The sequence below is a fragment of the Dactylosporangium sp. NPDC049140 genome, from assembly GCF_040648435.1.
The window spans coordinates 39755-60224 of sequence record NZ_JBEZDS010000049.1 but is presented as its reverse complement, the minus strand read 5'-3'; the positions used below and the strand labels follow the sequence as shown (position 1 = coordinate 60224).

General features: G+C 71.3%; 13 protein-coding genes, 4 pseudogenes and 1 CRISPR repeat array. Of the genes and pseudogenes, 11 read left to right on the top strand and 6 right to left on the bottom strand.

Going from position 1 to position 20470, the window contains the following annotated elements; all coding sequences use genetic code 11:
- Positions 1–17 precede the first annotated feature (17 nt).
- The 8 genes and pseudogenes from casA to AB0B76_RS47095 all read left to right on the top strand — a co-directional run.
- Entirely contained in the window at positions 18–1661 is a 1644-nt protein-coding gene (casA, locus tag AB0B76_RS47130; RefSeq protein ID WP_360388987.1) for a type I-E CRISPR-associated protein Cse1/CasA, read from the top strand.
- Positions 1658–2317 (top strand): type I-E CRISPR-associated protein Cse2/CasB, encoded by a 660-nt coding sequence (casB, locus tag AB0B76_RS47125; protein WP_360388984.1) that lies wholly within the window; start codon positions 1658–1660, stop codon positions 2315–2317. The genes casA and casB overlap by 4 nt, the downstream gene beginning before the upstream one ends.
- The gene (cas7e, locus tag AB0B76_RS47120; protein ID WP_360388981.1) at positions 2314–3429 is read left to right on the top strand and encodes a type I-E CRISPR-associated protein Cas7/Cse4/CasC; all 1116 of its coding nucleotides are present in this window, start codon (positions 2314–2316) and stop codon (positions 3427–3429) included. Before casB ends, cas7e begins: the two co-directional genes overlap by 4 nt.
- Positions 3426–4127 (top strand): type I-E CRISPR-associated protein Cas5/CasD, encoded by a 702-nt coding sequence (gene cas5e, locus AB0B76_RS47115; protein WP_360388978.1) that lies wholly within the window; start codon positions 3426–3428, stop codon positions 4125–4127. Before cas7e ends, cas5e begins: the two co-directional genes overlap by 4 nt.
- A gap of 2 nt (positions 4128–4129) precedes the next feature.
- Entirely contained in the window at positions 4130–4798 is a 669-nt protein-coding gene (cas6e, locus tag AB0B76_RS47110; protein ID WP_360388975.1) for a type I-E CRISPR-associated protein Cas6/Cse3/CasE, read from the top strand.
- Between the two features lie 12 nt (positions 4799–4810).
- The gene (cas1e, locus tag AB0B76_RS47105; RefSeq protein ID WP_360388972.1) at positions 4811–5764 is read left to right on the top strand and encodes a type I-E CRISPR-associated endonuclease Cas1e; all 954 of its coding nucleotides are present in this window, start codon (positions 4811–4813) and stop codon (positions 5762–5764) included.
- On the top strand, positions 5764–6150 hold the full coding sequence (cas2e, locus tag AB0B76_RS47100) for a type I-E CRISPR-associated endoribonuclease Cas2e (RefSeq protein ID WP_360388969.1): 387 nt from the start codon (positions 5764–5766) through the stop codon (positions 6148–6150). The genes cas1e and cas2e overlap by 1 nt, the downstream gene beginning before the upstream one ends.
- Before the next feature lie 34 nt (positions 6151–6184).
- A CRISPR array of direct repeats spans positions 6185–11826; the repeat unit is 28 nt; unit sequence GTGCTCCCCGCGCACGCGGGGATGGTCC.
- 100 nt (positions 11827–11926) lie between these two features.
- A pseudogene (locus AB0B76_RS47095) lies at positions 11927–12166 on the top strand (transposase); the annotation flags it as partial.
- 697 nt (positions 12167–12863) lie between these two features.
- Here the strand turns inward: AB0B76_RS47095 and AB0B76_RS47090 are convergent.
- The 4 genes and pseudogenes from AB0B76_RS47090 to AB0B76_RS47075 all read right to left on the bottom strand — a co-directional run.
- Positions 12864–13730, bottom strand: a complete 867-nt coding sequence (locus AB0B76_RS47090; protein ID WP_360389025.1) for a recombinase zinc beta ribbon domain-containing protein — start codon at positions 13728–13730, stop codon at positions 12864–12866.
- Positions 13731–13755: 25 nt separating this feature from the next.
- Positions 13756–13908, bottom strand: a pseudogene (locus tag AB0B76_RS47085) (recombinase family protein); the annotation flags it as partial.
- 125 nt (positions 13909–14033) lie between these two features.
- Positions 14034–14522 (bottom strand): annotated as a pseudogene (locus AB0B76_RS47080) (recombinase family protein); the annotation flags it as partial.
- Positions 14523–14691: 169 nt separating this feature from the next.
- Positions 14692–14781 (bottom strand): annotated as a pseudogene (locus tag AB0B76_RS47075) (hypothetical protein); the annotation flags it as partial.
- Positions 14782–15067: 286 nt separating this feature from the next.
- Here AB0B76_RS47075 and AB0B76_RS47070 point away from each other — a divergent pair.
- From AB0B76_RS47070 to AB0B76_RS47060, 3 genes are all read left to right on the top strand, one after another.
- Entirely contained in the window at positions 15068–15394 is a 327-nt protein-coding gene (locus tag AB0B76_RS47070; RefSeq protein WP_360388966.1) for a helix-turn-helix transcriptional regulator, read from the top strand.
- Positions 15395–15427: 33 nt separating this feature from the next.
- Positions 15428–17011 carry an integrase gene (locus tag AB0B76_RS47065; RefSeq protein ID WP_360388963.1) on the top strand — a complete coding sequence of 528 codons (1584 nt, stop codon included), beginning with the start codon at positions 15428–15430 and terminating at the stop codon, positions 17009–17011.
- A 63-nt stretch (positions 17012–17074) separates the two neighbouring features.
- Positions 17075–18220 carry an NADAR family protein gene (locus tag AB0B76_RS47060; protein ID WP_360389022.1) on the top strand — a complete coding sequence of 382 codons (1146 nt, stop codon included), beginning with the start codon at positions 17075–17077 and terminating at the stop codon, positions 18218–18220.
- On the opposite strand, the gene AB0B76_RS47055 is transcribed toward AB0B76_RS47060, so the two are convergent.
- Together AB0B76_RS47055 and AB0B76_RS47050 are read right to left on the bottom strand one after the other, a co-directional pair.
- On the bottom strand, positions 18190–19275 hold the full coding sequence (locus AB0B76_RS47055; RefSeq protein WP_360388960.1) for a DNA methyltransferase: 1086 nt from the start codon (positions 19273–19275) through the stop codon (positions 18190–18192). The two genes, AB0B76_RS47060 and AB0B76_RS47055, sit on opposite strands and share 31 nt — an antisense overlap.
- Positions 19268–20119 carry a hypothetical protein gene (locus AB0B76_RS47050; protein ID WP_360388957.1) on the bottom strand — a complete coding sequence of 284 codons (852 nt, stop codon included), beginning with the start codon at positions 20117–20119 and terminating at the stop codon, positions 19268–19270. Before AB0B76_RS47050 ends, AB0B76_RS47055 begins: the two co-directional genes overlap by 8 nt.
- Between the last annotated feature and the right edge of the window lie 351 nt (positions 20120–20470).

Below are 20470 nucleotides of genomic sequence, written 5' to 3'. Positions count from 1 at the left end.
CCGAGGGAGGTGTCACCGTGGAACTCGCCGGGTTCTCACTGCTCGACGAACCCTGGATTCCGGTCCTGGACATCGACGGCCGACGCAACGACGTCAGCCTGCTGGACCTGTTCGAACGCGCCGGCCAGCTGCGCATGATCGCCTGCGAGCTGCCGAGCCAAAACTTCGCGATCCTGCGCCTGGCCCTCGCGGTGCTGCACCGCGCCACCGACGGCCCGCCCGGTGAGGCGGCCTGGCGGACGCTGTGGCGGGACACGCAACTACCACTGGGGGACCTCAACGGCTACCTCGACGAGGTTCGCGACCGGTTCGACCTGCTGCATCCGACCCAGCCGTTCTACCAGGTCGCCGACCTGCGCGCGGCAAACGATGGCCAGTTCGGCTTGGAACGGATCATCGCCGACGTACCTAGCGGCCTGCAGTACCTGACCTCCCGCGCCGGTCCTGGCCTGGAGTCGGTGACACCGGCCGAGGCGGCGCGATGGCTGGTGCACGGCCAGGCCTACGACCCGTCCGGCATCAAAACCGGCGCGGTCGGCGACCCTCGGGTCAAGGGTGGGCGCGGTTACCCGATCGGCCTAGGATCGGTAGGCGCCCTTGGCGGCGTGCATCTCGAAGGCGCCACCCTGCGCGAGACACTGCTGCTGAACCTGGTGCCCGTGGTGCCCGGCTGGCTGCCGTCCGACGAGCGGGACCAGCCGGTGTGGGAACGCGACCCGCACACCGCAACCGAGGAGGCCGCGGCAACCCGCGGCCCGTACGGGATACTCGGCCTGTACACGTGGCAGTCCCGGCGGATCCGGCTCTTCGGCGACCGCACCCGGATCACCGGCGCCATGATCTCCAACGGCGATCCGCTGGACTGGCAGGACCGCCACCAGGTCGAGCCGATGAGCGTGTGGGGGCGCAGCGGCCCCCGGGAGAAACAGCAGAAACGCGTCCCGGTGTACCTGCCGCGGCCGCACGACCACACCCGAGCCCTGTGGCGCGGCTTGCAGACGCTCCTGCCACCACCGGCGGAGGGCAAGGAGCCGCCGCAGCGGCTGTCGCCGACAGTCCTGCGCTGGGCGGCCCACCTGGCCGTCGCCAGGATTGTTGGCGAGGACGTGCAGGTGCGCCCACGCGCCACCACTGTCGTCTACGGCACGAAGGCAGCGGTCGTTGCGGACGTGTTCAGCGATGCACTGACCATGAATGTGCTGGTGCTCGTCGACGGATCACCGCAGCGCACCACCGCCGTGGACGCCGCCGCCGACGCAGAAGCCGCGGTCCGGGTGCTCGGCCAGCTCGCCGCGAACCTGGTCCGCGCCGCCGGCGGCGACGCCGACAGCGGCGCCCCGGCACGGGCCACCGAACGCGGGTACGCCGTGCTCGACCGAGCCTTCCGCGACTGGCTGTCCAGACTCGGCGCTGGCAGCGACCTGACGGCCGAACGGGCGGCGTGGCAGCGGAGGGTGCGGCGCGCGGTTGCCCGCCTCGGCGAGGACCTGGTGCGGGAGGCCGGTCCGAAGGCCTGGGTCGGGCGGATGCGGGCCGGGCGGGACGGCAGCCCGGTGCACTACTCCAGCTACCAGGCCGAAGCATGGTTCCGGACCGGGCTGGCCAAGGCACTGCCGATGGCCTCTGACGACACCCAGCAGATCCAGGAGGTACCACAATGACGACCGCGACGGCCGATCAGGCCCGCAGAGTGCCGCCCCGCCGCCGGCGCGAGCTCGGCGAGCACGTCGCCCGGACGGTCGGGACGCTGCAGGCGCAGGTGCTCAGCGACCCGCCCCGGCCGGATGCGGTGGCCGCCCTGGCCAGGCTGCGCCGCGGGATCGGCCAGGCGCCCGGCTTCGACTACACCCTCGAGGCGTATCTGTGGGTGCCGGAGGCGCTGCTGTCCCGCCGGCCCGCGGACCGGGCCGACGACGCCGAGCAGGCCGTCCACGACGCTGTCACTCTCTACGCGCTGCACCAGCAGTCGCGCCGGGAACGCATGCACGTCGGCGGCCAGGGCCTCGGCTTCGCCGTTGCCGGGCTCGTGCGGGCCTCCGACGGCCCCGACGGGGTCCGCCGCCGGTTCGCGGCGCTGGGCACCGCCAGCACCTACGCCGAGAGCATCTACCACCTGCGCGGCCTGATCACCATGCTGCGCACCCACCAGCTGCCGCTGGACTACGGCCTGCTCGCCGACGACCTGTGCGCGCTGCGCCGGCCGAAGGGCCGCACCGACACCCAGGCGATGTGGGGCCGGGAGTTCATCCGCAACCGCCCCGGCACGGCCGAGGGCACCGAGTCCACCACCGACACCTCCGAGGAGAGCCAGGCATGAACCGCATCTTCATCGACGTGTACGCGCTGCAGACCGTGCCGCCGAGCAACCTGAACCGGGACGACACCGGCTCGCCGAAGACCGCCGTCTACGGCGGGGTGCGCCGGGCCCGGGTCTCCAGCCAGTCGTGGAAGCGCGCCACCCGCCTCGCATTCGACGGTGTGCTTGACGACTCGCAGCTGGGGGAGCGCACCAAGCGGGTCGGTGAGTCGCTCGCCGAGCGCATCCGCCGGCTCGACCCGCAGCTGGACGCCTCCGCCCTCGCCACCGAGGTGTTCGCCGCGTCCGGGCTGGCCAAGGCCGAGAAGAAGAAGGGCGAGGCCAAAGATATCGAGTCCGGCTACCTGCTGTTTCTCAGCCACCGCCAGCTCGACAACCTCGCCGCCGCCGCGGTGCAGGCCGCGCAGGCCGGCGCCGCGCTGGACAAGGCGCAGTTCAAGGCCCTCGCCAACACCGAGCACTCGGTCGACATCGCCATGTTCGGCCGGATGGTCGCCGACATGCCCGACATCAACGTCGACGCAGCCTGCCAGGTCGCCCACGCGATCAGCGTCCACGCCGTCGACAACGAATACGACTACTTCACCGCCGTCGACGACCGCAAGGCCGACGCCGCGGAGACCGGCGCCGGCATGATCGGCACCGTCGAGTTCAACTCCTGCACCTTGTACCGCTACGCCACCATCAACGTCGCCGCGCTGCACGAGACACTCGGCGACGCCGCGGCCACCCGCGCCGCCGTGGAGGCGTTCCTCACCGCGTTCTCTCGCAGCGTCCCGACCGGCAAGCAGAACACCTTCGCGCACCGGACCCTTCCCGACGCCGTGGTGGTCCGCGCCCGTGACACGCAGCCGATCAACATGGTCGGCGCGTTCGAGCAGCCGATCGAGGAGACCGAGGCCGCCGGCCGGGTCAAGCTCGCCGCCGACGCGCTCGCCTCCCACATCGGCGCGGTCGAGCACGCCTACGGCGAAACGCCGACCGGCAGCTGGGTCACCCAGGTCGGCGAGCAGACCGCGGCGCTGGCCGACCTTGGCATGGCGGTGCCGTTCCCGCAGCTGGTCACCGGTGTCGGCGAGCACGTCGCCGCAGCCCTCGGCCGGTCGGCATGACCGTGCTGGTGCTGCGGCTCGCCGCGCCGATGCAGGCGTGGGGCGCCTCCAGCCGCTTCGCCCGCCGCGGCACCGAAGTCGCCCCGACGAAGAGCGGTGTCATCGGCCTGCTCGCCGCGGCCCGCGGCATCCGCCGCACCGACCCGCTGACCGAGCTGCTCGGTCTGGAGTTCGGCGTCCGCCTGGACCAGCCGGGCCAGGTGCTGCGCGACTTCCAGACCGCCCGCAGCCTCGACGGCCGGATCAGCGCGCCGCTGACCGAACGCTTCTACCTCGCCGACGCCGCCTTCGTGGCGGTCGTCGGCGGGGAACGGGAACTGCTGCACGGGTTGGACGAGGCGCTGCACCGGCCGCATTTCCCGCTGTATCTCGGCCGGCGGTCCTGCCCGCCGGTCGGCCCGATCACCTGCGGCGTCCACGAACAGAGCGTCGACGAGGCGCTGACCACCTGGCCGTGGATCGCCGCGGACCGGCACCGCCGACGCGCCGCCCGCACCGTCCGCCTCGAAATCATCCGTGACGCGCGGCCCGGCGACCCGACCGCCGAGACGGTGCACGACATGCCGGTCAGCTTCGACCCGGCCCACCGCCAGCACGCCTGGCGCGCCGTCCACCGCAGCCACATCGACGTCGACAACGACCTGGTGGAACGTGCCGCGGTCGCCGAGCACGACCCGCTGAGCCTGCTGGGAGGCTGACTATGTACCTCACCCGGTGCACCATCGACCCGGCCCGCCGCGGAGCCCGCAAGCTCCTCGGCTCGCCGCAGGCCATGCACGCCGCCGTCCGGGCCGCGTTCGCCGCCCCCGAAGACTACGAACGCCCCGGCGCGCGAGCACTGTGGCGGCTGGACACCACCGCCGGCGGGACCGTCCACCTGTATCTCGTGAGCCCCGGCGCTCCGGACCTCGCCCACCTGGTCGAACAGGCCGGCGGGCGGGACACCGCCGAGGCGTGGACCACCCGCCCCTACGACGGCCTGCTCACCTCGCTCCAGCCCGGGCAGCGGTGGGCGTTCCGGCTCACCGCCAACCCCAGCCACAGCGGCCGCAAAACCCCGGAGTCCAAGGACACCCAACGCTTCGGCCGGCTCCGCGCCGGGGAACAGGTCCAGTGGCTGCTCGACCGGACGGCCCGCTGCGGGTTCACCGTCGCCGCCCAGCGCGACGGCGCACCGAACCTCGCCCTGCACCGCCGGCAGACCCTGACGTTCAAACGCGGCATGCACACGGTCAGCCTCACCACCGCCACCTACGACGGTGTCCTCGAGGTCGCCGACGCCGCCGCGTTCCGGCAGGCACTCACCGGCGGCATCGGCCACGGCAAAGCCTACGGCTGCGGGCTGCTCACCATCGCCCCGGTCGGCTGACCCGGACCAGCGATGCAGATCCCCGGGGTACCGCCGGCCGACCTTCCCGCCCTCACCCGGGCCGAGGACCGGATCAGCTTCATCTACCTCGAACGCAGCGTCATCCACCGCGACAGCAACGCCATCACCGCCACCGACGACCGGGGCGTCGTGCACATCCCGGCCGCATCCATCGGAGTCCTGCTGCTGGGACCCGGGACCAGCATCACGCACCAGGCCATCGCCCTGCTCGCCGACCACGGCGCCACCGCCGTCTGGGTCGGCGAGCGGGGCGTGCGCTACTACGCCCACGGCCGCTCCCTCGCCGCATCCACCCGGCTGCTCGTCGCGCAGGCCGCCGCGGTCAGCCACCGCGGACGCCGCCTCGCCGTAGCCCGCAGCATGTATGCGATGCGGTTCCCCGGCGAAGACACCACCGGGCTGACCATGCAGCAGCTGCGCGGCAAGGAAGGCGCACGCGTCCGCCGGATCTACCGCGAGCACGCCGCCCGCACCGGCGTGGCGTGGAACCAGCGGCAGTACGACCAAGCCGACTTCACCGCCGGTGACCCGGTCAACCAGGCCCTGTCCGCCGCGCATGCCTGTTTGTACGGCATCGTCCACGCCGTCATAGTCGCCGTCGGCGCCGCCCCCGGCCTTGGCTTCGTCCACACCGGACACGAGCGCGCATTCGTGTACGACATCGCCGACCTCTATAAGGCCGACATCACCATCCCCGTGGCCTTCGACGTGGCCGCCAGCAACTCGACCGACATCGGTGCCGACACCCGCCGAGCTGTCCGCGACCGCATCCACGACGGCGCCATCCTCAGCCGCTGCGTCCACGACATCCGCGCCCTGCTACTCCAGCCACACCCGACCGGCGAGATCGACGACGAAGAAACGTCGATCGGCCTCTGGGACGATCACGGATTCGACGTCCCGGCAGGCCGCAACTACGCCGGCGGAGAGGACATCGACTTCTGATGACCGTCATCATCCTCACCGCCTGCCCCGCCGGGCTACGCGGCCACCTCACCCAATGGCTCCTCGAACTATCCGCCGGCGTCTACGTCGGGCATGTCAGCACCCGCGTCCGACGCAGACTCTGGGCACGCGTCATCGACATGGCCGGCCCCGGCCGCGCCATCATGGTGTTCCAGACCAACGGCGAACAGCGGCTCAGGTTCGAGGTACACGACCACCACTGGACCCCGGTCGACCTCGACGGCATCACCCTCATCCGACGACCCAGCGCACCAGTATTCAACGCCGCACTGCCGAAAGGCTGGAGCAACGCATCACGCCGTCGACGGTTCGGCCGCCGGACACGCGGATCTGGCCAATCGTCGATACCGAGTGAAGAGAATTGACGATCTGGATCTTCAGGGCCGCAGGTCAACAAGTGTGCTCCCCGCGCACGCGGGGATGGTCCCTCCCGGTTGAGCCTGCCGATCTCGCCGCGGACGTGCTCCCCGCGCACGCGGGGATGGTCCAACACCAGGCCGCTGCACAGGTAGGCATCCGACGTGCTCCCCGCGCACGCGGGGATGGTCCGGGGAGCCCGCCGGCCAATCCCGGCGGGCTCTTGTGCTCCCCGCGCACGCGGGGATGGTCCCAGGGCGACGGCGAACCGCACGCCGCCGCTCGCGTGCTCCCCGCGCACGCGGGGATGGTCCCACCAGCTCGGCGCGCTTCTGGTTGGCGCTGTCGTGCTCCCCGCGCACGCGGGGATGGTCCTTGTCCGACGGCCGGCAGTTGTTCTTCACGGTCGTGCTCCCCGCGCACGCGGGGATGGTCCGGCGCCACCGAGGCCGGGCCGGCCGCCGCCGACGTGCTCCCCGCGCACGCGGGGATGGTCCCTGGTGGTTTGCGCTCTACTCGAACGCAGCCACGTGCTCCCCGCGCACGCGGGGATGGTCCGGATGAGGAGGCGGCCAAGTGAGCCAGCTCGGCGTGCTCCCCGCGCACGCGGGGATGGTCCGCAGTGACCCTGGCCGCCGCCCTGGCCCGTCCCGTGCTCCCCGCGCACGCGGGGATGGTCCTGCCCGTTCCACGGGGTGATCCATGGCAACTGAGTGCTCCCCGCGCACGCGGGGATGGTCCCTGGATCCGCGGCCCGTCGAGGAGGCTGAAGTCGTGCTCCCCGCGCACGCGGGGATGGTCCGTGCTCATCGACGGGATCGGGGCGGATGCCGCGTGCTCCCCGCGCACGCGGGGATGGTCCGTTGATCGATACATCGGTGACGAGAGGCATGGCGTGCTCCCCGCGCACGCGGGGATGGTCCGGCGACGAACAGCCTCGACAACATGGCGGCAAAGTGCTCCCCGCGCACGCGGGGATGGTCCCATGTCCGCCGGCAGCCGCGCCATCGCCCGCGGGTGCTCCCCGCGCACGCGGGGATGGTCCGCTGTATCGGCTCGGCGTGGGCCGCCAGCCGTTGTGCTCCCCGCGCACGCGGGGATGGTCCTGGGACTGTGAGCTTCACGCCGAATTGGCCGAACGTGCTCCCCGCGCACGCGGGGATGGTCCCTCCACCGTGCCGGTCGCCGCCTGCGCAGTGTCGTGCTCCCCGCGCACGCGGGGATGGTCCTTAGCGACCGCGGTTCATCATCTGGTCGGCGGCGTGCTCCCCGCGCACGCGGGGATGGTCCAGAGATCACGATCACCGTGTCGGAGGAGACGCTGTGCTCCCCGCGCACGCGGGGATGGTCCTGTCAGCGGGGCCACCCTCACCAACCCCGGGGTGTGCTCCCCGCGCACGCGGGGATGGTCCCTTGCAGTGCAGGTTGCCGTCGGCGTCGGTCTCGTGCTCCCCGCGCACGCGGGGATGGTCCTTCGATGAACCACGGGTTCACGTCCTGGGCGCCGTGCTCCCCGCGCACGCGGGGATGGTCCGGCCGTGATCGTCCGGAAGTTCCGGGCGGGTGTGTGCTCCCCGCGCACGCGGGGATGGTCCCTGGCAGCAGTCGTTTATTGACGCGGTCATTAAGTGCTCCCCGCGCACGCGGGGATGGTCCGCAGGTCGTCCAGAACTTGCTGGGCCAGACGGTGTGCTCCCCGCGCACGCGGGGATGGTCCGCAGCCGCTGCCCGTGACGATGTGACCGTGAACGTGCTCCCCGCGCACGCGGGGATGGTCCGTTAGCGGCCAAAGCCCCAAAATGCATCCAGGAGTGCTCCCCGCGCACGCGGGGATGGTCCCACCATGGCCCCGTCGTTGGCGCTAGCCGTCTCGTGCTCCCCGCGCACGCGGGGATGGTCCCGACACGGACGCAACCAGCGAGGTCGCGTTCGGGTGCTCCCCGCGCACGCGGGGATGGTCCCTGGAGGCACCACTCCGGTTAGCGGGAGCCGATGTGCTCCCCGCGCACGCGGGGATGGTCCTGAGCCTCGCGTTCCGCGCGGCCGGCCGAACAAGTGCTCCCCGCGCACGCGGGGATGGTCCGAACGCGGCGGCGCGCGGACTGCCCGTAACCGAGTGCTCCCCGCGCACGCGGGGATGGTCCATTCTTCGGTTCCGGTGCCTCGGGAGTAGCGCCGTGCTCCCCGCGCACGCGGGGATGGTCCGGCCAGCGGCTCGGCCGCGGCCGTCTCGTCCGCGTGCTCCCCGCGCACGCGGGGATGGTCCGGAGAGGTGCTTTCCCTGCCCCGCCATCATCACCGTGCTCCCCGCGCACGCGGGGATGGTCCCTCCGAGATGATCGTCTGCCCGGAACCGGCGGTGTGCTCCCCGCGCACGCGGGGATGGTCCCGAGTTCACCCCGACGAGCGCCAAGGGATTCGGGTGCTCCCCGCGCACGCGGGGATGGTCCGGGTGCAGCCAGGCCCTAGATCAGGACCGCCTCGTGCTCCCCGCGCACGCGGGGATGGTCCGTCCATCAGCACCGGAAAGTCCGCCGCGTACGCGTGCTCCCCGCGCACGCGGGGATGGTCCTGAACAAGTGCGCCACGTGCGGCGCGGACCTCAGTGCTCCCCGCGCACGCGGGGATGGTCCCTTGACCACCCAATGACCCAGCAGGATCAGTACGGTGCTCCCCGCGCACGCGGGGATGGTCCTGGACGCCCGCCGGTCCGGCCACAGCGATCTACGTGCTCCCCGCGCACGCGGGGATGGTCCGGTCCGCACCATCAACCAGAAGCTCAACGACATGTGCTCCCCGCGCACGCGGGGATGGTCCCTGTCGAGGGTGCCCGGGCTCGCCGGCGATGTGGTGCTCCCCGCGCACGCGGGGATGGTCCCTACTCGAATACGTTCGCGGAGACGACCCTGACGTGCTCCCCGCGCACGCGGGGATGGTCCCAAGGAGAGGGAGAAAACGAAATGGTGTCTTTCGTGCTCCCCGCGCACGCGGGGATGGTCCGCGCGGCCAGGGCCTGCTCTTCGCCCTTGCCGCGTGCTCCCCGCGCACGCGGGGATGGTCCGCCGCCGAACCCCGGCCGGAAGATGAGCGATCCGTGCTCCCCGCGCACGCGGGGATGGTCCACGGCGCATCGCCGCCGTCCTGCGCGACGGCACGTGCTCCCCGCGCACGCGGGGATGGTCCGTCGAAGGGCCACGAGTACGGGCCGGACACCGAGTGCTCCCCGCGCACGCGGGGATGGTCCCGACGCCGGTTTGCGGGTCGGGCGGTAGTCGACGTGCTCCCCGCGCACGCGGGGATGGTCCCATGACCGGGCGGCGGCCGGCGGCGGCGCAGAAGTGCTCCCCGCGCACGCGGGGATGGTCCCCCGATCTCCGACATCCTGATCTGCTACGACCCGTGCTCCCCGCGCACGCGGGGATGGTCCGACCTCGCCGAGCAGCAGGTACAAGCCGTCCTCGTGCTCCCCGCGCACGCGGGGATGGTCCGGAGAAGAGCAGTGAGCGACTACCAGCCCGTCGTGCTCCCCGCGCACGCGGGGATGGTCCGCCCCTTCAGCGCAAGACGCCGCTCGTGGCGAAGTGCTCCCCGCGCACGCGGGGATGGTCCGGCGTCGCTTGCCGTGTTGGTGCCGGGCCGCATGTGCTCCCCGCGCACGCGGGGATGGTCCATCGACCCGCTGGCCGAGCTGCAGATAATGCGCGTGCTCCCCGCGCACGCGGGGATGGTCCTCACCTCATCGGCGGTTGTCGCCTTGCGCATCTGTGCTCCCCGCGCACGCGGGGATGGTCCGACTGAGGACAAGGGTACTGGCAATAGCATTGCGTGCTCCCCGCGCACGCGGGGATGGTCCTCAGTCCGGGTCGACGCCCGCGGCGCGGAGCACGTGCTCCCCGCGCACGCGGGGATGGTCCGAACCTCGCGGCCGCGCGGGCGTACTGCAGCGCGTGCTCCCCGCGCACGCGGGGATGGTCCGGTGATGGGCCGGAAGCGGCGCGACGGCAGCACGTGCTCCCCGCGCACGCGGGGATGGTCCGTACCGCCAATCCATGGTGCTCCGCAGGTGCACGTGCTCCCCGCGCACGCGGGGATGGTCCGGCGGCGATGAGGAAGCACACCAGCGCGGCGATGTGCTCCCCGCGCACGCGGGGATGGTCCTTGCTGCTGGATCGCGGCGTCCCGGCCGCCGGCGTGCTCCCCGCGCACGCGGGGATGGTCCCCGTTCGAGGAAGCTCCACTCCTCGGTGTGGCTGTGCTCCCCGCGCACGTGGGGATGGTCCGAGGTCAAGACTCCGATGATCGCCATGAAAGCCGTGCTCCCCGCGCACGCGGGGATGGTCCCGCGTCCAGCGCCGACGCGTTCGCCAAGACGTTGTGCTCCCCGCGCACGCGGGGATGGTCCGTTCGTCGCGGGCACGCTCGACGATGAAGGCTAGTGCTCCCCGCGCACGCGGGGATGGTCCTGGGCGCCAGGAAGACCGGCTTCGAAGAACTCGGTGCTCCCCGCGCACGCGGGGATGGTCCTCACCGGGCAGGTACAGGTAGGCGCGGTCCTCGGTGCTCCCCGCGCACGCGGGGATGGTCCGGTGTGGGAGTACACCGACGGGACCGAGGAGCCGTGCTCCCCGCGCACGCGGGGATGGTCCGGACTACCCGCTGTGGAACAACCGGGACATCTTGTGCTCCCCGCGCACGCGGGGATGGTCCGGCTTCAATCTCGTTCGCCATGTTGACCAAGACGTGCTCCCCGCGCACGCGGGGATGGTCCCGACTTCTACACCAGCACCCTGTTCGTCGAGACGTGCTCCCCGCGCACGCGAGGATGGTCCGGCAGCGAGGACAACTCCACAGCGGGACAGGGAGTGCTCCCCGCGCACGCGGGGATGGTCCGGTCTTCCGCCCGGTCGTCCGGGTGCAAGTCCAGTGCTCCCCGCGCACGCGGGGATGGTCCGGAGCCACGGCCTCTCTGACCGGTGCGGGTGCGGTGCTCCCCGCGCACGCGGGGATGGTCCCAACCCGGACTGCCCACGCCCGGACGTATGCGAGTGCTCCCCGCGCACGCGGGGATGGTCCCAACCCGGACTGCCCACGCCCGGACGTATGCGAGTGCTCCCCGCGCACGCGGGGATGGTCCCAACCCGGACTGCCCACGCCCGGACGTATGCGAGTGCTCCCCGCGCACGCGGGGATGGTCCGACTGACCGCCGGTCGCCTGGGCGGTGTAGGACGTGCTCCCCGCGCACGCGGGGATGGTCCCGGGCTTTGACCTTGATCGGGTTGTTACCGATCGTGCTCCCCGCGCACGCGGGGATGGTCCGACGCCACAGTCGGGTCTGGGGCTGCTGACGGCGTGCTCCCCGCGCACGCGGGGATGGTCCGTCGGGCGCCCTTGCCTGCGGTCAACAGCGCCTGTGCTCCCCGCGCACGCGGGGATGGTCCGCGCGCCACGATGCGCATCGCGGCGGCAAGGCGGTGCTCCCCGCGCACGCGGGGATGGTCCGCAGACCGGGCCCCGGTGGCTCTACCGGTACGTGTGCTCCCCGCGCACGCGGGGATGGTCCACACACGCAGAGCCTCAATCGAGGTACCGAAGCGTGCTCCGCGCGCACGCGGGGACGGTCCATACACAATGGCCTGGTTGGCTGCTGGCACACCAGTGCTCCCCGCGCACGCGGGGATGGCCCAGTCCCGGGAAAGGTTGCTGGGGTGGTTAAGAGTTCCTAACAAAGATGGTCAATGACACAACGGGTGTCCCTTGTAGACGATCGTTTACCGTGCTGAGCTGTGCGGCGTGGTGAGCAGCCGCCGTGGATCGTGCCCGATGGGTTGTGGGAGCGGATCGAGCCACTGCTGCCCAGACATGTCCCACGCGATTCGCGGCGTCCCGGTCGGAATCGGGTCCCGGATCGGCAGGTGTTGTGCGGGATCTTGTTCGTGCTGCATACCGGCATCCAGTGGGAGTTCCTGCCCCAGGAGCTTGGGTTCGGATCCGGGATGACGTGCTGGCGGCGCCTGGAGGAGTGGAAATAGTCGGCAATGATGTGGCCGCCGTGCCGTTGCACGCGGCTGGTCGCGTCGGCGAGTTGGTCGGTGTGGAGGGCTCGGGCGGCACGGCGCTCTGTCGTGGCCGCCAGTCCGTAGAAGGCAAAGTCCATGATCGCTCCTGCGTAGTGGGTCGGCGTGCGGTCTGTGGTTGGTGTGCGTTGGAGGGGGAAGGCGACGTCAGGTATCCGCCTTCTCGGGCTCGGGACGATTGGGTGAGGATGCGCTGCGATGCATCGGCGGCCGTGAGCATCGTTCACGTGCTGCGACGAGGATCTTGAGCATTGCGCGTGCGGCGGATGGCGTGATCACGGGCGGCTCATCTGGGGGAATGAGCATTAGGCCCCGTGGGTGAGACGTCGACCTGTCGGTGCGAGTGCCGATGTGCGGGCGTGGTTCGGTCGCGTCGTCGTCGGCAGTTGCGGCGTCGTGAGCGGAAGGCTTGTTCACGCCCACCCATGGCCCAACTGGGTCGCCCAACTCGGCACCTGCGGCTTGAGCGGGGCCCAACCGGACTCAACCAACCCAACCAGCAGGGGCCAACGGACCCAACTGGCATGGTCAGTGGACCCAACTGGCAGGAGGCGCGGCTCGGCAGGTAGCGCTCCGATCCCAAGGGGTATGGGTCGGAGGTACGAGCTGCCGAGTTGGCCCGGCGCTTACACGCTCTCGGCGGTGATCACCGGGATCGGTAGGGGAGGGGGCGGGGTGCCACGGGTTCGAGTCCCGACCGGCCCAACGAAGGTGGACAGGCGCGAACCGCATTCCGATCCGCGGTTCGCGCTTCTGCGTGCAGGATCGAGGGCCTGTCCGCCCTGCTGAGCGGGATGCGGACTACTGGTGTCGCGGTCTCGCGGTCGATGCGTACCTCGGCGAGCAGGGCTTCGCACATCGCCTTGCGTTCGGCCGCGCTGCCCGTCTCGATGATCTCAGCGATGCGGTCGCGGATCTCCACGAGGTGGGTGCCGTCAGGTTCGTCTGCGTCGACGTCGAGGAGGAAGGTCAACTCGTCACGGCGGTGGCGCAGCTGTCGGATCTGCTCGGAGATCTTTTCGATCCGTTCGGCGACGGTGTCGCGCTCGATCCTGTTTTCCTCATAGTCGGTGAGGTACCTGTCGACCACTGATTCCTTCGCGGCTAGTTGATCTTCAATGGTTGTCAGCTCATGCTCGTAGCCGCCTCGCGCGCGATGGTGCTGCGCCCGCGCTGCCGTGATCGCATCCAATGCTTCGGTGAGGTGGTTGGTGTAGAAATCGCGAAGGATGTCGAGGACCAGACTGTCGAGGGCGTCGGCGTGGATGCGGGGGGCGGCGCAGTGGTCGACGCCGTAGCGGCTGCGGGTCCAGCAGGTGCAGTAGCGGTAGGTGCGGCTGCGTCCACCGGCGTTGGTGCCGACGTAGCGGCGAGTGCACGCGGGGTAGGTGATTTTGCCGGTGAGGTGGTAGTCGGAGGGGCTGGACGCCTTCGTCGGTACTTCGCCGCGCTGCGCGAGGATCTCCTCCGCCAGGTCGAAAGGTGGTCGGATCGACCGTCGCTTCGTGGGCATCGGTCGCGATGACCTCGCGGAAGTGGACTTCGCCGAGGTGGACCCGGTTGATGAGAATGTCGGCGACCGTCTTGTGGCTCCACGGCCGCGCGGGGCCCTGCCCGGTGGCCTTGCGTTGTGCGCCGCGGCGGAGTTGTCCCTGCCGGTTGAGGTACGTCGCGATCGCGCGCGTACCCATCCGCCGTCGCGTGTAGAGGCGAAAGATCTCCTGGACGATGCTGATCTCGTCGTCGATGGCACTAGGGTGTCATCGGTTTCACGGGCGAAGCCGTATGGCACCTGCCCGAGCGTCCACTGACCCTTGGCCGCCTTCCGTTCCATGCCGTTGACGACCCGGTCGGCGATCATCTCGCGCTCGAACTCGGCGAACACGGCGAACATCTGGACCATCATCCGGCCGGCGGGGGTGGCGGTGTCGAACGGTTCGGTGGCCGAGCGGAACGCGACGTGGGCGTGGTCGAGTTCGTCGACGAGGTAGGACAGGTCGCGGATGCGGCGGGTGAACCGGTCAACGCGGTAGACCAGCAGGATGTCGAACTGCCCGGAGCGGGCGTCGGCGAGCGCCTGGCGCAGGCCGGGGCGGTCCAGGTTGGCGCCGGAGGCGTCGTCGGAGTACACGGCGACCAGCCGCCAGCCGGGTTGCGAGACGACGTAGGCGTCCAGCTTGGTCTGCTGGGCTTCCAGGCTGAAGGGTTGGTGCTCCTCGTCGGTGGAGCGGCGGATGTAGATGGCCACCCGCAGGCCGCTGTCGGCGGCCTGCGCGACGGCACGGGTGGTGGCGCGACGCGCCATGACGGTGGTCCTCTTCTTCCCTCAGCCGCGCTCGGACGGCCCGACACGCGGTCCAATGCGCGCGGCGGTGACGACGGCGAGCGCGTGCGAAGCCGTCGAGTGCGGCGTCTTGGGCGGCCTCGAACCCGGCGACGACGGTCAGCATCGCCAGCAGCAGCCGGTCGGTCGGGTGGGACGTGTCCACCGCGCCGTCCGCGGTGCGCAGGGCCACGCCGGCCCGGTCCAGGTCGGCCAGGACTGCGGCGACTGGGCCCACCATGCGGCCGAGCACGGTGGGCCCAGTCGTGCGACGAGCAGGACGTCGAACTGCCCGGTGCGGGCGTCGGCGACCGCCTGCCGCAACGCCGGCCCGGTGCGGCGGGCGTTGCTGCCGTAGTCGTGGTAGTCGGCGATCGGGTACCAGTCGGGTTGGCTGAGCAGGAACTGCCGCAGCTGGATCTCCTGGCCGATCGAAGAGGAGGCGTGCAGGTCGCGGGTGTGCGTGTGCAGCGCGACCCGGGACGGGCGGTGGGCACAGATGATGAATGTGGGCAAGGTGGTCTCCAATGCGCTGGAACCTGCGGCTGGCTGCCGCCAACCGTGGTATCTGGAAGGCGTCGGAGATGCAGCGCCTGCTCGCCGACCACGGTTTGGTGATCTCCGCCGGGAAGATGTCCGGCCTGTGGTCCGGGCAGCCGGTCACGGTCAAGCTGACGGACCTGGACGTCATCTGCGTGGTGCTCGGCTGTGAGGTCGGCGGCCTGCTCATCCCCGAGCCGGACACGGTGGCCAAGCCGATCGACGCCGGCCAGACGGCCCGTGCCGCCGCTGGCGCCGCCGGGTTGACGGTGGTGCCACGCCGCCGCGACGGGCGTTCCCTGCCACCGGCCTGACCCGTGGTCGCACGCCAGAGCGACGGCAGCATCGTGCGCCGCGCCGTCACCAGTTGCGCCTCGTGCCTGGCTTGGGGCCTGACCTACGCGCAGGGCGTGTGCCTGGCCTGCTACAACTTCGCCGCACCCCGGCACGCCCAACTTCCCGGCGAGTGCGCCGCGTGCCACCGGTGGGAGCGGCTCAAGCATGGGTACTGCCGGCTGTGCTGGTGTCAGGCCCGCGCCGACCGCGCAGTCCTCGCGGAGACCGCCCGGTCGGCGGTGCTGCTGGCTCCCTATCTGCGCAACATCCGCCACTACCAGCTGTTCCTGGCTGACCTGGACCGGCGGCGGGCCAAGCCACGCACCATCGAGCGCCGCCGCGGCGCCAAAGGTCGGCCGCTCAAGCCGCCGCCCGCGCCGGTGACCCGGCCGGTCACCGGCTGGATCCAGCCGCCGCTGTTCGACGCCGGCCCACGCGTCTACCGCTACAGCCGTATCGACCTGCGCAGCGGACCCGCGCCGGACAACCCGTGGCTGGCGTGGGCGCTGCACGTGGCCCACAGCACCGGGGAGGCCCGCGGCTGGCGTCCGGAGATCCGCCGCGCGATACAGCGGGTCCTGGTGATGCTGCTGGCCAACCACGTCGAAGGCGAGCAGATCCGGGTCAGCGACTTCCAACGCATCCTCGCGCGGCAGTCCACCAACCTCGACCTGGTGGTGGAGATCCTGTCCACGATGGGTGTCGTCGTCGGCGACCGTCCCGCCCCGCTGGAATCGTGGCTGGACACCAAAATCGCCATCCTCGCCCCGGCGATCGGCCGCGACGTGCTGCAGTGGGCCCGCGTCCTGCGCGATGGTGGGCCACGCACCCGCGCCCGCCATCCCGAGACTGTCCGTGGCTACGTCGCCGCCGTCGTGCCGGCCCTGGCCGGCTGGTCGACCCGCCACCACCTGCGCGAGATCGTCCGCGACGACGTGATCGCCTACCTGGCGACGGTGTCTGGCCACGCCCGCCAGACCGCGACGAGCGCGCTGCGGTCCCTGTTCGGTTGGGCCAAACGCACCAACCTGATCTTCCGCAACCCGACCGCCAGAATCAGCAACCCGCACGTCCCGGACGGCATCTGGCAGCCGCTGCGCCCGGACGAGCTCGCCGAAGCCGTGGCTGCCGCGATCACGCCGCAGGCCCGGCTGTTCCTCGTTCTCGCCGCGGTGCATGCGGCGCGGCCAAGCCAGATCCGAGCCCTGCACCTCGACGACGTCGATCTCCCAGCGCGGCGCATCACCATCAGCGGTCACGACCGGCCACTGGACGACCTGACCTACCAGGTACTCATCGGCTGGCTCGAGCACCGGCGCAGCCGCTGGCCCAATACCGCCAACCCGCATCTGCTGGTCAGCAAGGAAACCGCGCTGCACCACGGCCCGGTCAGCCACGCGCTGATCTTGAATCTGCGGCGACTGGCCGGAAACCTCGAACGCCTGCGCATCGACCGCCAACTCGACGAAGCCATCGTCACCGGCGGCGATCCACTGCACCTCGCTGCCGTCTTCGGCATCAGCGAAGGCACCGCGATCCGCTACGCGACTAACGCCCGAATTCTCCTGCGGGGACCTACCGAGCCGAACCGGTGAACGGTTGTAACCCGTCACTGGGCCGAGAGGCCGTCGTCGCCGGGCTACTGTTCTTCGGTGACCATGCGACGGCGCACGTTCCGCACCGCCGACGGACAACGAGTCGAGGGTGTCTGGCGACACATCTTCACCCGCAACGGCGACACCTACTACCTGGCCGACCTGATCGTCTACGCCGACGGCGCGATCGACTGCGGGGTCGGAGGATTGACCGACGTGGCGGGATTGCGCGGATACCTGCAGTCCGGCCGGGTCGCGACCACGTTGCAGGACGGTGCGCGTGGCTCGGCGCACGACGTCGCCGGTTGGCGATTCGCCGAGCCCGACGCCTGGATCGACCCCGACATGCTGCTCGGCGAGGTCGCCGACGAGCTTGACTTCCTCAACGGCCGCCCAGACTCCTCTGAGCGTTGTCTGGTCGCCGTCCAGACCTACCTGGCCGACCCGACCGAAGACAATCGACTCGCCGTCCGCGACCGCTACCTCGCCATCCCCGAGCACCTGCGCATCTACGCGCTCGGCGACATGGATGCCAGGGACTGGCCCCTGCGAGTCCTGGTCACCCCGGTAGATGCCCACCTCGACGCGGACCCGGATGAGGAGGTGGTAACCGCCGACGTGCTCGCCACGGCCATCGAGTACTTCCGTGACCGGAGTCTCGCAGCCGCCGTGCGGGAAACGCGTACGCCGGCCGACGGCGCCGAACACGCACAGGCGGCCACCCTGACGATCTACCGCGGACGGCAGGAGCATCCGGGCACCGAGGTGCTCCAGAACGGCTGGCGGGCCACCATCACCATCAACGGCCGGGACTATCCATCTGTCACGCACGCATACTGGGCCCTGTCCACCAGCGATCCCGGTTGGCACGACCGGATCGCCGCAGCCCCAAAGGGCGACGACGCCGCCGCGCTCGCCGAGCAGGCACCTCGTCGTGCTGGCTGGCCCGCCGCCCGCCTCGCCGTCATGGCGGTACTGCTGCGCGCCAAATACCTCCAGCACCCCCAGATGGCGCAGACCCTGCTCGCCACCGGCGACGCTCGAATCATCTACGCCGACCTCGGCTCGGCCTACTGGGTCGCCAGCAGGAATCAGGGCACGAACTGGATCGGCAGACTGCTGGAGGTCATTCGCTCCGAACTCGCCGTCGCAGAAGCTGGCATACCACTGCCCGCAACTCATGACGCCAGCCCGTCGGCTTCGCCGTGAACCGAAGCGTCCACATGCGACAATGAGCGCCGTGACCGCTTCGGATCCCGTTGAGAACACTTGGGTTCACCGGAACTCGCGGAAGACGTCGGGGCCTGGAAGACGGCAATGTCGTCATGCTGGATGAGGCTGACTGGGATGTTCTTGCGGCGGCTGGCTCGAGCCACATGGAGTTGGAAGAACGAGTGCCGGGCCGCGAGGCGGCCGTCGCGGACCGCGGCGTGGACGGCGCGGCGGCAGGCGATGAGTTCCAGGCCGGCGGCGAGACCGGCCTGGATGGTCTGGCCGGGCAGGTCGACCAGGACGTGGTCGCGCCGCCACGGCCGGGTCACCACGGCGATGACCCCGCCGGGTTTGAGCAGCGGACGGCAGCCGGCCAGCACGGCGGTGATGCCGTCGAGCAGCCCGGCGCGTCCCCGGTAGGCCAGGTTGGCTGGGTTTGACGCTGCGGAGGCGGTCGCTTGGCTGCTGGCGTCGAGGCGGTGGGGTTGGCGGCTGTAGGTGTTGTGGAAGCGGGTCAGCGGCCCGCGGCGGTGCTCGACCCGCCCGTGCATGGTCTTGCCGTACGGCGGTGAGGTGAGCACGAGGCTGATCTGGCCATGCAGCTCGCCGGACACGCCGCGGGGCAGGGTGGTGGCGTCGCCGCGCAGGACCCGGCCGTGTCCGGTGCCGCCCTGGCGGCGGGCGAGGTCGATGTTGGCCCGGGCGAGGGCGACCCAGCCGGGCTCGTACTCCATGCCGAGGGCGTTGCGGCCGGCGTGGATGGCCTCGACCAGGGTGGTGCCGGTGCCAGCGAGGGGGTCGAAGACCAGGTCGCCGGGCTTGGTGTAGTCGTTGATGAGGGCGGTGGCCAGGTCAGGTGCCATCCGGGCCGGGTGCGCCCCGGACCCGGCGACATACCGGCCGTGGCGCTGCTGGGCGAGGCTGCGCTGCCCGACAAGGATCACCGACAGCAGCGGCACCAGCGACGCCGGTAGCGTGTCGCCGCAGCCGGGCGACATACCGGCGCCGATGACGGCGGGTCCGGCGGCCTGCGTAGTCGTGTGTTCAGCCACGGCGGCCGCCCCGCACGACGAACACGAACAGGTCCAGGTGGACCTTGATATGGGCGGCGGCGCGCAGCATGCCCGGGTCGGCCGGCCGGGCCCGCCAGGTGATCTGCTGCCCGACGATCGGTGCGGTGATTGCGACGATGTGCTGCAGCCAGCCCAGACCGGCCTGGTGCGCGGCCGGGATCAGCGCGCTGCTGTGCTGCGCGAACGTCTGCTGCGGGGACAGTCCGGCCAGGGCGACGATGGTGCAGCCGCCCGGACCCATCAGCCACCGGCAGGCGGCAAACATGGCGATCAGGCCGTCGCGGTGTAGCCCGTCGGGCCGGTCGGCTGGGGGCCAGGGCAGCACGATCAACGCGACGGTGCCGGCGGCGTGCTCGAGGTCGTTGAGCCGGTCGGGGTGGGTCACGCTGCGGTAGACGCGGCCGCCGGCGCCGGCGGCGCCGGCGAGGGCCGGGTCGTCGCCGATCGACACGATGGTGTCGCCGGGACGGGTGTGGACGCCGACCAGCAGCGCGGCCAGGCGGGGGCTCAGCGCGTCGGGGCGGCGGTGGCCCCAGCCGGCGTCGACGTCGGCGACGCGCCATACCGCGATCGGCACCGGCGGGTCGCCGGGGACGACGTCGATGTCGCCGCTGGCGATCAGGTTGGACAACGCCAGCGGGTCGTCCACGTCATCCGCGGCCCCAGCAGCGACCGAGGCATCTGCGGGGTCGGGCAGGTCATGGTGCGCGGTGGCGGGGTGGTGCGTGATGCTCGGGTCGCGACGGTCGGGGTCGCGGTCGGAGTTGTCGGGGACGTTCGTGATGGGCGGGTGCGGTTCCCGCGTGGGGGGGCTCGTGTTCACGCCCACCCAAGGCCCAACTGGCCGCCGTCCCGCAGCCCTCGACCGGACAGGTCCGCCCAACCGGCACCCAACCGGACCACCGGCCGCCCAACCGCGTCCCAGAGCAGCGCCCAACCCGGTTGGGTGCCAGCGGGCGGCCCGAGCCAACCGAGTTGGGTGCCGCACGTGCCGGACGTTGGTCGGCTACCCAACCACGCCGCCGACCCGACGCACCCCCACCCAACGGACCTCTGCCACACGCCGGACTTGCCCAACTGGCGCGCGAACGGTGGGACCGGCCCCATGCCCGTGGCGGTCCTAGACGCCGAACACCCGGCCACCCGACCTCCGCCCCGGGTCCCGGTCGCCGGA

Bases quoted from the DNA above. Each gene is read 5' to 3' on its own strand.
- casB (WP_360388984.1), top strand. From the start codon at position 1,658: ATGACGACCGCGACGGCCGATCAGGCCCGCAGAGTGCCGCCCCGCCGC.
- cas7e (WP_360388981.1), top strand. From the start codon at position 2,314: ATGAACCGCATCTTCATCGACGTGTACGCGCTGCAGACCGTGCCGCCG.
- cas5e (WP_360388978.1), top strand. From the start codon at position 3,426: ATGACCGTGCTGGTGCTGCGGCTCGCCGCGCCGATGCAGGCGTGGGGC.
- cas6e (WP_360388975.1), top strand. From the start codon at position 4,130: ATGTACCTCACCCGGTGCACCATCGACCCGGCCCGCCGCGGAGCCCGC.
- cas1e (WP_360388972.1), top strand. From the start codon at position 4,811: ATGCAGATCCCCGGGGTACCGCCGGCCGACCTTCCCGCCCTCACCCGG.
- cas2e (WP_360388969.1), top strand. From the start codon at position 5,764: ATGACCGTCATCATCCTCACCGCCTGCCCCGCCGGGCTACGCGGCCAC.
- AB0B76_RS47090 (WP_360389025.1), bottom strand. From the start codon at position 13,730: ATGCCCACGAAGCGACGGTCGATCCGACCACCTTTCGACCTGGCGGAG.
- AB0B76_RS47070 (WP_360388966.1), top strand. From the start codon at position 15,068: ATGCGCTGGAACCTGCGGCTGGCTGCCGCCAACCGTGGTATCTGGAAG.
- AB0B76_RS47060 (WP_360389022.1), top strand. From the start codon at position 17,075: ATGCGACGGCGCACGTTCCGCACCGCCGACGGACAACGAGTCGAGGGT.